At 66.7% G+C, this 11,998-nt stretch carries 13 protein-coding genes and 1 tRNA gene; 6 read left to right on the top strand and 8 right to left on the bottom strand.

The genetic code is table 11. The features are described 5' to 3' along the window. Positions 1-11 precede the first annotated feature (11 nt). The gene (locus ACOI2T_RS15220) at positions 12-701 is read left to right on the top strand and encodes an MBL fold metallo-hydrolase (RefSeq protein WP_409501823.1); all 690 of its coding nucleotides are present in this window, start codon (positions 12-14) and stop codon (positions 699-701) included. Between the two features lie 9 nt (positions 702-710). Here the strand turns inward: ACOI2T_RS15220 and ACOI2T_RS15215 are convergent, their stop codons facing one another. Then, positions 711-1,154 (bottom strand): universal stress protein, encoded by a 444-nt coding sequence (locus tag ACOI2T_RS15215; protein ID WP_067852751.1) that lies wholly within the window; start codon positions 1,152-1,154, stop codon positions 711-713. A 93-nt stretch (positions 1,155-1,247) separates the two neighbouring features. Then, the gene (locus ACOI2T_RS15210) at positions 1,248-1,439 is read right to left on the bottom strand and encodes a hypothetical protein (RefSeq protein WP_409501822.1); all 192 of its coding nucleotides are present in this window, start codon (positions 1,437-1,439) and stop codon (positions 1,248-1,250) included. Positions 1,440-1,661: 222 nt separating this feature from the next. On the opposite strand from ACOI2T_RS15210, the gene ACOI2T_RS15205 reads away from it, so the two are divergent. Continuing rightward, complete coding sequence (locus tag ACOI2T_RS15205) at positions 1,662-3,110, top strand: glycosyltransferase family 39 protein (RefSeq protein WP_409501821.1); 1,449 nt, start codon at positions 1,662-1,664, stop codon at positions 3,108-3,110. 3 nt (positions 3,111-3,113) lie between these two features. Here ACOI2T_RS15205 and ACOI2T_RS15200 read toward each other — a convergent pair whose 3' ends face one another. The 3 genes from ACOI2T_RS15200 to ACOI2T_RS15190 form a co-directional block, all read right to left on the bottom strand. After that, positions 3,114-3,968, bottom strand: a complete 855-nt coding sequence (locus ACOI2T_RS15200; protein WP_409501820.1) for an acyl-CoA thioesterase — start codon at positions 3,966-3,968, stop codon at positions 3,114-3,116. Positions 3,969-3,993: 25 nt separating this feature from the next. Further along, positions 3,994-4,067 (bottom strand) — tRNA-Cys (locus tag ACOI2T_RS15195). A 44-nt stretch (positions 4,068-4,111) separates the two neighbouring features. Beyond that, complete coding sequence (locus ACOI2T_RS15190; RefSeq protein WP_409501819.1) at positions 4,112-4,897, bottom strand: DUF899 domain-containing protein; 786 nt, start codon at positions 4,895-4,897, stop codon at positions 4,112-4,114. Positions 4,898-4,985: 88 nt separating this feature from the next. Here ACOI2T_RS15190 and ACOI2T_RS15185 point away from each other — a divergent pair, with 88 nt between their 5' ends. Together ACOI2T_RS15185 and ACOI2T_RS15180 are read left to right on the top strand one after the other, a co-directional pair. Next, a complete protein-coding gene (locus tag ACOI2T_RS15185) occupies positions 4,986-5,717 on the top strand; it encodes an MgtC/SapB family protein (protein ID WP_067852757.1) in 732 nt (243 codons plus the stop codon). 9 nt (positions 5,718-5,726) lie between these two features. Further along, a complete protein-coding gene (locus tag ACOI2T_RS15180) occupies positions 5,727-6,032 on the top strand; it encodes a DUF1905 domain-containing protein (RefSeq protein WP_409501818.1) in 306 nt (101 codons plus the stop codon). A 64-nt stretch (positions 6,033-6,096) separates the two neighbouring features. Here ACOI2T_RS15180 and ACOI2T_RS15175 read toward each other — a convergent pair whose 3' ends face one another. Beyond that, positions 6,097-7,536, bottom strand: coding sequence for an MFS transporter (locus ACOI2T_RS15175; protein WP_409501817.1), 1,440 nt, complete (start codon positions 7,534-7,536; stop codon positions 6,097-6,099). A gap of 45 nt (positions 7,537-7,581) precedes the next feature. Then, complete coding sequence (gene uvrB, locus ACOI2T_RS15170; RefSeq protein WP_067852957.1) at positions 7,582-9,753, bottom strand: excinuclease ABC subunit UvrB; 2,172 nt, start codon at positions 9,751-9,753, stop codon at positions 7,582-7,584. Between the two features lie 67 nt (positions 9,754-9,820). Here uvrB and ACOI2T_RS15165 point away from each other — a divergent pair, with 67 nt between their 5' ends. Beyond that, positions 9,821-10,327, top strand: a complete 507-nt coding sequence (locus ACOI2T_RS15165; RefSeq protein ID WP_198538943.1) for a ribonuclease FAU-1 family protein — start codon at positions 9,821-9,823, stop codon at positions 10,325-10,327. Positions 10,328-10,338: 11 nt separating this feature from the next. Further along, complete coding sequence (locus ACOI2T_RS15160; RefSeq protein ID WP_198538936.1) at positions 10,339-10,875, top strand: hypothetical protein; 537 nt, start codon at positions 10,339-10,341, stop codon at positions 10,873-10,875. Here ACOI2T_RS15160 and glsA read toward each other — a convergent pair. Continuing rightward, positions 10,872-11,810 (bottom strand): glutaminase A, encoded by a 939-nt coding sequence (gene glsA / locus ACOI2T_RS15155; protein WP_409501816.1) that lies wholly within the window; start codon positions 11,808-11,810, stop codon positions 10,872-10,874. The genes ACOI2T_RS15160 and glsA overlap by 4 nt on opposite strands. Positions 11,811-11,998: the final 188 nt, after the last annotated feature.

Here is an 11,998-nt window from a genome sequence, read left to right as displayed (position 1 = left end):
ACGGTGGCGATATGACCCCAACCAACATCACGGTCGACGACACCTACACCGGTCACGTGGATCCGGGAACCGCGGCGCGGCGCACCCTCGCCAACGCCTCGATCATCAAGGTGTCGGTGGGTCCCATGGACAACAACTGCTACCTGGTGACCTGCACGTCAACCGGCGAAACACTGCTGATCGACGCGGCCAACGACGCCGACGTCCTGCTGGAACTCATCAAACAGTACGCGCCCAAGCTCGTGCTGATCGTGACGAGCCATCAACATTTCGACCACTGGCAGGCGCTGGAGGCAGTGGCGAAGAGCACAGGCGTGCCCACCGCGGCGCACCAACTCGACGCCGAGCCGCTCCCGGTGACGCCGGACCGCATCCTCGCCGACGGCGACACCATCCGTGTCGGCGACCTGTCCCTCGACGTCATCCACCTGCGCGGGCATACGCCGGGTTCGGTGGCGCTCGCGCTGTCCGGCGCGGACGAGTCCGGAGCCACCCATTTGTTCACCGGCGACTGCCTGTTTCCCGGCGGGGTCGGCAAGACGTGGCAGCCGGGTGACTTCGAACGGCTCCTCGGGGATGTCACCACCAAGGTGTTCGACGTGTACGACGACAACACCGTCGTCTACCCCGGCCACGGCGACGACACGTCATTGGGTGCCGAGCGTCCCAGCCTGGCTGAATGGCGCGAACGCGGCTGGTAGAAAGCCGCGCTAGCTGGTGTGCACGATGAGCACGTCGGTCTTCGACCGGCGTGCCACGTTCGCGGGTACCGACCCGAGCAGGCGGCCGGCGATCGTGCTCAGGCCGACGTTGCCGACGACCAACAGGTCGGCCTTGACGTCGTCGGCCAGTTCGACGAGCGCATCGACGGGCGCACCGACGATCGGGCGCTCCTCGATGTCGGTGGCGCCTGCGGCCTTCGCCCGGTCGGTCGCCTCTCGCAGGATGGCGTAGATGGGAGCGTTGCCCGCCATCTTGTAGCCCTCGTCCTTGAGCACGTCGGCAGCGCGCTGGTCTTCGCTTTGAGGGAAGTACGCCGTCGCAATGATCAGCTTCGCGTTAGACCCGGCGGCAATCTGACCGGCACGGTCCACCGCACGCAGTGACGAATCAGACCCGTCCGTACCGACCACCACGGTTCGATAGGCGCTCATCCATATCCTCCCACTGTCAGTTCCAACGCCACCCGAGACAGTAACCCGTACCCGCTGGACAGGGGCGCGAATCACGACACCCGTACGTGCAGCTCACAAATCGGTCGGGTATCCGGCTCGGTGACGTTTATCGGCACTGATGTTAACCACAGCTTGCCGAAAATCGGTGCCGACCGTGACACAGGTGACGCCGCGCCGCGCCGAGTTGCCGGCAGCCACCGCAGGCGCAGAAGTGACCGGGCTCATGGTGGTACGCCAAAATCGCACCCGCAGAATGGTTTTCACGACCGAATGCGAGCCCGCGACCCGGCAGGCAATCCGCCGACCATGAGCCACGGTACGCCTGACGAACACCTCTTCACGCAGGCGACATGTCCGCGGGTTACGGTTTTGCCGTCTGGGGGGAGGTAAACGGCCATTCACGCAGAGCTCTCACTGAACACTGCGCGCGTCACCGGTCTCGGCGCGCGGCACCGCGCCGGCCGTTTCGACGCCATACCGGTCGCGATGTTCGCGATCGCGCTGAGCGCGGCCGGGGCGGCCAGGCCATCGCTGTGGTTCGACGAGGCCGCCACGATCTCGGCGGCCACGCGACCGGTGCCCGAACTCTGGGCGCTGATCGGCAATATCGATGCCGTACACGGCCTCTACTACCTGGCCATGCACGGGTGGTTCGCGGTCTTCCCGGTCACCGAGTTCTGGTCGCGGTTCTCCAGCTGCCTTGCGGTCGGCGGCGCAACGGCCGGTGTCGTGACGCTGGGTCGGCAATTCTCCAGCCGCACGCTATCGGTGTGCGCCGGAATACTGTTCGCGATCCTGCCGCGGGTCACCTGGGCAGGCATCGAGGCCCGCTCGTATGCGTGGACCATGTTGGCTGCGGTGTGGTTGACGGTACTTCTCGTCGCCGCGATCCGGGCGCGCCGCGTCATGCGGTGGGCGGCATACGGTGCGGCGCTTGCCCTCTCGACGCTGCTGAACATCTTCGTCGTGTTGATCGTGCTGCCCCACGCCGTCGCCGTGATGCTGCTGTCGCGTCGTGCCGTCGGGCCGTGGCTCGCCGCGTCGGTTCCGGCAGTGGCGGCGGTGACGCCGCTCATCTTGTGGTGCCGCTCGCAGAGTTTCCAGGTGGGCTGGATCTCGCCGTTGGGCTCCCACACGTTCGCCGAGGTGGCGCTCGAACAGTATTTCGACCACAGTGTGGCATTCGCGCTGTTGGCCGCGGTGGCACTGGCCGCACCGCTGCTGGTGCGGCGAATTCGCCCGGCGGATACCGGAAGTCGGCAGTTGGCGGTGATCGCCGCGGTGTGGGTTGTCGCGCCCACCGCGGTTCTGCTCGCCTATTCAGCTGTTGCGCAACCGCTTTACTATCCACGATATCTGTCCTTCACCGCTCCGGCGGCAGCGCTGCTGCTCGCGGTGTGCGTCGTCGCGGTTGCCCGGACCCGGGAATGGATCACCGCGGTGCTTGCGCTGTTCGCGCTCGCCGCCACGCCCAACTACCTGGTGGTGCAGCGCGGGCCGTATGCCAAGGAAGGCATGGACTTCAGCCAGGTCGCCGACGTCATCACCGCCCAGGCCTCCCCCGGCGACTGCCTGATCCTCGACAACACCACGAGCTGGAAACCCGGGCCCATCCGGCCCATCACCGCGGCCCGGCCCGCCGCCTACGCCCACCTCGTCGATCCCGGCCGCGGACGAACTGCCGTCGAGCGAAACCGGCTGTGGGACGCTCACCTCGGCATCTGGGGCGTTGCCGAACAGGTTCGCCGATGCACGGTGTTGTGGACGGTGTCCGAACGCGATCCGTCGGTGCCCGATCGGCAGAGCGGTGAAGCGCTCGATCCGGGGCCGCGCCTCGAGCGGGCACCGGCCTACCGCGTGCCGGAAGGGTTCGGCTTTCACATCGTCGAGCGGTGGCAGTTCAGCTTCGCCCAGGTGGTCAAATCGACCCGGTAGGCGTCAACCGCGCCGATCGCGGCCGAAGTAGATCTCCTGCGTTGCCGTGCACACGAGCTGCCCCGCCCGGTTGTACATCGTCCCGGTCGCCAGCCCACGCCCACCGATACCGCTGGGCGACACCTGATCCGACAACACCCAGTCGGACAGGTCGGCCGGACGGTGAAACCACACCGCGTGGTCGATGAGCGCCGAGAACGAGTCGATCTGCGTGGTGCGCCGCATCGTCACCGAGGTTTCGAGCATCGTGGTGCCGGTGACGTAGGTGAGCAGACAGCAGTTGACGAGCGGATCGTCGGTGACGGGTTCGGTTGGCCGCCACCACATCCGCGTGTGTTGCGGCGGGTCGGGCATGTCCATGGCCAGCCGTGGCGGGGCATCGACATACCGGCGCGCGATCCACTGCGGGCGCACCCAGAACCCGTGGTGTTCGTCGGCGTAGGCACTCAGCTGATCCTCGACCGGGGCCAGCGCCTCGGGGGCGGGCACATCGGGCAACGGCTGGTGATAGTCCATCGCCTCGACCGGGGCGGTCAGCGAGACAAGGGCTTCCAACAACACCTCACCGCCCTGCTGAGCCCGCACCTGCCGCGTCGACAACGCACCGCCGTCCCGAAGGTTCACGACCTCCATGTCGACGGGGTAACGCGCGTCGCCGGCCCGCAACAGATACACGTGGACGCTGTGCGGTATCCGTCCGGGTGCCGTGCGGCTTGCCGCCATCAACGCCTGCGCGGCGATGTGGCCGCCGACGATGTGGTGGTTGGCATTGTCGAGCTGAGTCGCGACGAACGTGTTGTCGCCGGAGCCGGCAAGGTCGAGTGTGGCCAGGATGTCGGCTAACTGCGGCAGGGGCACCGCAGCATTATGCGCGGTGCCCCTTTGGAGCGAGTGACGGGATTCGAACCCGTGTAAACGGCTTTGCAGGCCGGTGCCTAGCCACTCAGCCACACCCGCATCAGGTCAGACTGTGCCAGGAGTGCGGGCACCGGCCCAGGTTTTCAATCGTGGTGATTGCATCCGTCGGCGGGGCCGGCAACGGGCATGCCGGCCGCGATTCCGCCCTGCGGCCATCCGGCAGGCGAGTCCTCCCACGGCTCCTGGCGCCCGTACGGCGTCAGATCGAGGAACGGATACCCCACGGACGAGTGGTCGAGACCGCGGGCGTACGCCGAGTACGTGTGGAACACCTCGTCGCCTCGCCGCAGGAAGACGCTCGCGCCGGGCCAGTCGCCGTGCAGGTCGTCATCGCTGAAACCGGCGGCATGCAGGTCGTCGAGGGACATGTAGTTGTACTCGATCGGCGCCCGGGCCGGATCGAGGGTCACGTGGTAGTCGTAGGTGAAGTCGCTGTCGCGCGACGAGTACCACGGGAAGGTCCAGCCGTGCTGGTCGCGATAGCGGGCAATGCTGGAATACGGCGCGCGCGACACACACGCGAAGGTGACGTCCTTGGCGTTCAGCAGGGCTCGGTCTTTCTCGGTGAACGTGAGATCGGCCGCGGCCGTGCAACTCGGGCAGCCGGCATCGTTGGCGTCGATCCACATGAAGTGGTGGATGTAGAGCTGGCTGCGTCCCTCGAACATGTCGAGCAACCGGACTTCGCCGTCGGGACCTTCGAACGCGTAGTCCTTTTCGACCTTCACCATCGGCAACCGGCGTCGTTCGGCGTTGACGGCATCGCGCAGGTGGGTGACTTCGCGCTCGCGGGCCAGCAGTTTCTTGCGGGCGGCAAGCCAGTCGTCACGCGTGGCGACGTCGGGATATGCGGTGGGCTGTGCAGACATGAGCATCACTCCTCGTCGGAAAATCGCCTCACTGGTATCGACTCGCTCAGCACCCGAAAGTCATCGCATCCGCGCTAATTTGTTCGGCATGGATCTCTGGCTGGCCGACCCGCCGTTCTTCGGCGGACCGGGACAGGGCACCCGACAGTTGATCGAGTTGTTCGTCGCGTTCGGGCTGACCGCGTTGATCGGCCTGGAACGAGAGGTCCAGGGCAAGAGCGCGGGCCTGCGCACCCAGACGATCGTCGGTACGGCAGCCGCGCTGATCCTGCTCGTGAGCAAGTACGGGTTCAGCGACGTGCTGGCCGAAGGCACCGTGGTGGTCGACCCGTCTCGCGTCGCCGCCCAGATCGTCTCCGGCATAGGTTTTCTCGGGGCGGGCATCATCATCTTCCGCCGCGGCTCGGTGCACGGGCTGACGACCGCGGCCGCGGTATGGGAATCGGCGGCGATCGGCATGGCCGCCGGTGCCGGGCTGCTGTTGCTGGCGTGCACCGTGACCGTGATGCATTTTGTGATCGTCCTCGGGTTCATGCCACTGGCCCGGCGGCTGGCGGCGCGCCTCAGCGGGTCGGTCCGCATGCACGTCACCTACGAGGAAGGACGCGGCGTGATGCGCGAACTCCTTCAGGCGTGCGACCGCAGGCAATGGCAGCTGACCGACCTGGCCACCGATGCGCCCGGCGAGCCGCTCGGCGCCGACGGCCGCTCCGGTGTGGTGCTGACGTTGTCGGGCAGCGGCATCCTCAACGCACCGACGGTCCTCGCCGCGATCGATGGCGTCACCGCGATCCACCAACTCGACGAAGACCCCGACTGAGAGAGGCCCATGGTCACGTATCGCAACCCCGGTCCGATCTCATTCGACGCGGTGATCGAAAAGCCCGACCGCCCAGGCGCTTACGTCGAGTTTCCGTTCAGTTCAGTTGAGCTGTTCGGTGTTCGCGCACGGGTGCCGGTTCACGTGCGTTTCGACGACACGGTCGACTACACCGGATCGCTGGCCCCCTACGGCGGCAGGCACATCCTCGGCGTGCGCAAGGAGATCCAAGACACGCTCAGGAAGTCTCACGGCGACACCGTGCACGTCGAATTGTCGCTCGACACCGACCGTGCCGAGGTCGCCGAGGACTGACTCGGGCTGGCCGACAGTCTGTTTCAGGCTGTACGTTGACGAGCGTCCGCAAAATGCCGTCAATTCACGGCGTGTCGCCGTACAAACACGGGCGCTCGCGGTGCTTGCGAGGACGTCCAGAGCGGAATGACGCGATCGCGCCGACAGTGGCGAGCACGGCGAATGCGCCGAACAGCCAGCGGGCCGCCGATGCGTCGCCGGTGTCGGTGAGGTTGACGACGACGCCGGCCAATCCGGCCCCGAAGGCCCCGCAGATGAGCTGGACGGTGTTGATTGCCGCTGCCGCGGCGGGTCCTTCCGCGGGATCGTCGACACTGCTCATCGCCCACGCGGACAGATGCGGCCACGCGATACCGATGCCCGCGCCCGTCACGAGCAGGCCCAGCGCCCACAGCACGACGAGCCAGGCGGGCATGCCGTTGCGAATAAGGATGGCGCCGGCCGTCAGGCCGACCGCCATCACGAGCGGTGCGATCGCCACAGTGCGCACGATCACCCGGCGGTTCTGCACCGATGCGCTGGCGATCTCGCCCACGGTCCAGCCGACCGACAGCACCGCGCCGAAGAACCCGGCCACCACGGGCGTCAGATGCGCAAGCCGTTGCCCGAACAACGGCACGTACATGTCGACCATGGTGGCGGCCATCAGCACACCCAGCGTGAGGTAGATCCACTTGAGTGGGCCGGCACCGAATGTGCTGGGCGGCAAGACGGATGCCTTCGCGCGCCGGTCGACGATCACGAAGGCGACCACAAGCGCGATGCCCAGCGTCAGCAGCGCGGCGGTGGCTCGCGCGTCGTGCGGTATGCCGGCCACACTGACGGCCATCGCCGCCGAACCCAGCAGTGCAAGGGAGGCCACCGGTATGCCGGGTGCTGCGGCCGTTTCGTCACCGCGTCCCGGCAGCGCGATGGGCACCAGCACGGCCATTGCGACCGTGAGGATCACCAGCACACCGAACGCCCACCGCCAATGCCCGTATTGGGCGAACAGTCCCCCGGCGGCCGGGCCGACGAGGGTGCCGACTCCCCACATTGCTGATACGAGGGCAGAAGCCTTGGTCCACAACGTATTCGGCAGCGCGGTGTTGATGACGGCATAGCCGAGCCCGGCCAACAGTCCACCCGCGAACCCCTGGACGGTGCGACCGGTGAGCAGGATCTGCATGCTCGGCGCGAGCGCACAACCCAGGCTGCCCGCGCCGAACACCGTGAGTGCCGACAGGTACGCAAGCCGCGGACCCATCCGTATCAACACCGAATGCACGGTCGTCGCGGCCATGACCGAGGCGACCAGATAGACGGCCGTCACCCACGCGTAGAACCGTTGGCCCCCAATATCGGCGACCGCGCTCGGCAGCAGACTGATGGTCAGAAACTCGTTGGTGGCGTACAACAACACGCCGCCGGCGAGCACGGTCGACGCACCGAGATTCCGGGGACCCAGCAGCTGGCGCCAGGTTCCGGTCGCTCCGTTTGTCGCGGTCGTCGCGGTGTCGGTCACGCCGCTGACGTTAGATCCTCAACCGCCGTTGAGGTCAAGGCCGGCTTATTTGAGCCCCGCCGCGTCCATGCCGCGCAGTTCCTTCTTGAGATCGGCGATCTCGTCACGGATCCGGGCGGCCAACTCGAACTGGAGATCCCGCGCCGCCGTCATCATCTGTTCGGTCAGATCCTTGATGAGGTCGGCCAATTCGGCCCGAGGCATGTTGGTGGTGTCGCGGCCCTCGACGATCCCGCCACTGACCGCTCGTCCCGGTGCGCCCTGGGCACGACGCCCGCGCGAGGCGTTCCGCCCGGAACCGCCGATCTCGACGGTCTCGCTGTCGTCGGCCTCCCGGTAAACCTGGTCGAGGATGTCGGCGATCTTCTTGCGCAACGGTTTCGGGTCGATGCCGTTGGCTTTGTTGTATGCGATCTGCTTGGCCCGGCGCCGTTCGGTCTCGTCGATGGCCTCACGCATCGAATCGGTGATCTTGTCGGCGTACATGTGGACCTCACCCGACACGTTGCGTGCGGCTCGGCCCGTGGTCTGGATCAAGCTGCGGGCATCGCGCAAAAAGCCCTCCTTGTCGGCGTCGAGGATCGACACCAGCGACACCTCGGGCAGGTCGAGACCCTCACGCAGCAGGTTGATGCCGACCAGCACGTCGTACTCACCGAGGCGCAGTTGGCGCAGCAACTCGACCCGGCGCAGGGTGTCGACCTCCGAATGCAGGTACCGCACCTTGATACCGAGCTCCAGCAGGTAATCGGTGAGGTCCTCGGCCATCTTCTTGGTCAACGTCGTGACCAGGACGCGCTCGTCGGCTTCGGCCCGCTTGCGGATCTCCCCGATCAGGTCGTCGATCTGGCCCTTGGTCGGCTTGACGACAATCTTCGGGTCGACCAGGCCGGTGGGGCGGATGACCTGTTCGACGAACTCACCGCCGGTCTGCGCGAGCTCGTAGCGACCAGGAGTCGCCGACAGATACACCGTCTGGCCGATCCGGTCCGCGAACTCCTCCCAGGTCAGCGGCCGGTTGTCGACCGCGGACGGCAGCCGGAAACCGAAGTCGACCAGGTTGCGCTTGCGGGACATGTCGCCCTCGTACATGCCACCGATCTGCGGGACGGTGACGTGCGACTCGTCGATGACGAGCAGGAAGTCCTCGGGGAAGTAGTCCAGCAGCGTCGCCGGCGCCGAACCCGCGGGACGGCCGTCGATGTGTCGCGAGTAGTTCTCGATGCCCGAGCAGAAGCCGACCTGGCGCATCATCTCGACGTCGTAGTTGGTGCGCATGCGCAACCGCTGTGCCTCCAGGAGCTTGCCCTGCCCCTCGAGTTCGGCCAGCCGCTCCTCCAGTTCCTGCTCGATGGTCGAGATCGCGTGGGCCATGCGCTCCGGGCCGGCCACATAGTGGGTCGCCGGGAAGATCCGCAGCGAATCGACCTGGCGGACCACGTCACCGGTCAGCGGGTGCAGGTAGTAGAGCGCCTCGATCTCGTCGCCGAAGAACTCGATCCGTACCGCGAGCTCCTCGTAGGACGGGATGATCTCGACGGTGTCGCCCCTGACCCGGAACGTGCCGCGCGTGAACGCGGTGTCGTTGCGGTTGTACTGGACGTCCACCAGCAGCCGGAGCAGACCGTCGCGCGGCACCTCGTCACCGACGTTGAGCTCGACCGAGCGGTCCAGGTAGGACTGCGGGGTGCCGAGGCCGTAGATGCACGACACCGATGCGACCACGACGACATCGCGCCGCGACAGCAGGCTCGACGTGGCCGAGTGACGCAGCCGCTCGACGTCGTCGTTGATCGAGCTGTCCTTCTCGATGTAGGTGTCGGTCTGCGCGATGTACGCCTCGGGCTGGTAGTAGTCGTAGTACGACACGAAGTACTCGACGGCGTTGTTCGGCAACATCTCCCGCAACTCGTTGGCCAGCTGCGCGGCGAGCGTCTTGTTGGGCGCCATCAACAGCGTGGGCCGCTGCAGCCGCTCGATGAGCCAGGCCGTGGTGGCCGACTTGCCGGTGCCGGTAGCACCCAGCAGCACCACATCGCGCTCCCCCGCCTTGATCCGGCGTTCGAGCTCGTCGATGGCCGCGGGCTGATCGCCGGCCGGCTGGTACTGGCTGACCACCTCGAACCGGCCGCCGGCTCGGACCAGGCCGTCCACGGCATCGACAGCCGGCCGGTACTCCGAATGCGCGAGCACGGGATGTTCGGTAGCGAAAGCCATGTTCACCAGGGTAGAACTGCACACCGACAAGTTCCGGGTGTGTTCGCCGACCGCGTAGGCTGACGCCATCCACGCACCCAAGCACGAGACATTTGACCTGGTCGACCGCACGAATACGGATCCGAAGGGGATCGTGCGGGCCGTTGACGTCTACACGGTCGAACCATGGGGTCTGTACATGGCGCGGCCGACACCGGGGCGGGCTCAGTTCCACTACCTGGAATCCTGGTTGCTCCCGTCGCTCGGGCTGCGGGCCAGCATCTTCCATTTCAACCCTGGCCACGAGCGCGACCAGGACTATTACCTCGACGTCGGCCGGTTCACCGCGGGGCCCCGGTCCTGGCACTCCGAGGATCACTACCTTGACCTGGTCCTTCGCACCGGAATCGGCGTGGAGCTCTGCGACGTCGACGAGTTGCTCACGGCGGTCCGGCACGGCTTGTTGACGCCCGAACTCGCCGAAGACGCCGTGCAGACCGCCGCAGCGACGATCGACGGCCTCGCGCGGCACGGCTACGACCTCGACCGGTGGCTTGCTGGCAACGGCATGGCCCTCACGTGGCAAGGGTTGTAAGGTCAAGATTCATGAGGTCAACTAAGTACGCATGGGCGGTGGCTGCTGTGCTGGCAGGCCTGCTGTCCGGCGCGCAGTTGGTGCCCGCCACAGCGCTGGCCGAGCCCGAGATGCCACCTCAGCCCGAGGTCGAGCCCCAACCGGATCAGCAACTGCACAACGTCACGTACAAGGCGAGAATCGACGGCGTTTCCCGCAACGCGCAGATCACCTACAAGATCGACGACAGCCAGGTCAACACCGCCGATCCGACGATGCTGCCGGGCCGGACGTTCGAGGCCACCGGCGTCGTGTCGGACCCGCAGTTGGCGGGCATGACCGTGCGCATCGACTGGCCGTACTCGGCCAATCTGCACTGCGAGATCCTCGTGGACGACCAGATCGTCGCCCAGGCCGACACCTGGGTCGCGCCACGGCTGACGCGGCCGAACAACGACCCCGGCTACGGGAGCCTGCCCTGCGGCGCCAGCGTGGACGTCCTCGGCACCGCGCCGGTCGTCCCGGCGGCGCCCGTCGATCCCGCCGTGCCGGCACCGCCTGCCGCTTAGAACACCGACCAGCCGGCCAACCGCGCGAACTCCTCGATCGCGGTGACTCCCCCTGCGGAGTTGCCGTCCCCGTCGAGCGGTGGGCTCCACACGCACACTGTGCCGCGCCCGGGCATCACCGCGAGCACGCCACCGCCGATACCGCTCTTGGCCGGCAAACCGATGCGATATGCGATGTCGCCTGCCGCGCCGTACATACCCGAGGTCAGCAGCACCGCGTTGACCCGGCGCACCGTCGCCGCGTCGAGCACAACATGCCCACCGGCGCGATCGGCCAGGAACAAGCCGGCCCGCGCGATGGTCTGCACCGACGCGGTGATCGCGCATTGCGCGAAGTATTGCGGCAGGATCCGATCGATGTCGTTGATCAGCCGCCCATGCTCGGCCAGCACGTGGGCGATGGCCGAATTGCGGTGATCCGCAACCATTTCCGACTGCGCCACTAGTGGGTCCGAGTACACCGGTGCCCCGGGATGGCCGCAGCGGATCAGCTCGATCGTGGCATTGACGGCATCGCCGGTATGCGTCAGGAGCCGGTCGGTCACCACGAGCGCCCCGGGGTTGACGAACGGGTTGCGCGGGCGCCAGTGGTTGCGCTCCAGATCGGCGACCGAGCCGTAGCCGGCGTCGGTCGGGCCCCACCCCACATCGGTCCAGGCGTCGGGATCGTGCCGCAGCAACGCGCACAACGCGAAGAGCTTGGACACGCTCTGGATGGAAAACCCCGTGTCGGAGTCACCGATATGGGCGTGGGCACCGTCGACGGTCGCGACCGCCATCGCGAACCTCGTTGCCGCGACGTCGGCAAGTGCGGGCACCTGACGGGACACGTGACCGGTTCGGGCGGCTTCGCGTCCTCTTTCCTGCGCTGCCAGCAGGTAGTCGCGCAGCCGCGCACCCGCCATCGAGTCACCAGACAACCACGTGCCGGGCATCGTCACCCTCCCATGAGGCTCGTCCGGCCAATCAGAAGCCAATTGGCCAAAATCACCAGTCTTTAGACCAAAACAGTCCACGCTCAAAACTGTTCGTGTAAACGTTATGTCACGCGCGACCTTATTAGGTCTATGGGCCTTGTCTTTAGACCTTTTCAATCCTAGGCTCGCGGCAACCGATTGAAAGG

The sequence above is a fragment of the Mycolicibacterium wolinskyi str. Jessa 2025 genome (assembly GCF_049241375.1).
GTDB lineage: Bacteria > Actinomycetota > Actinomycetes > Mycobacteriales > Mycobacteriaceae > Mycobacterium > Mycobacterium wolinskyi.
This window is presented reverse-complemented; position numbering and strand designations above follow the sequence as displayed.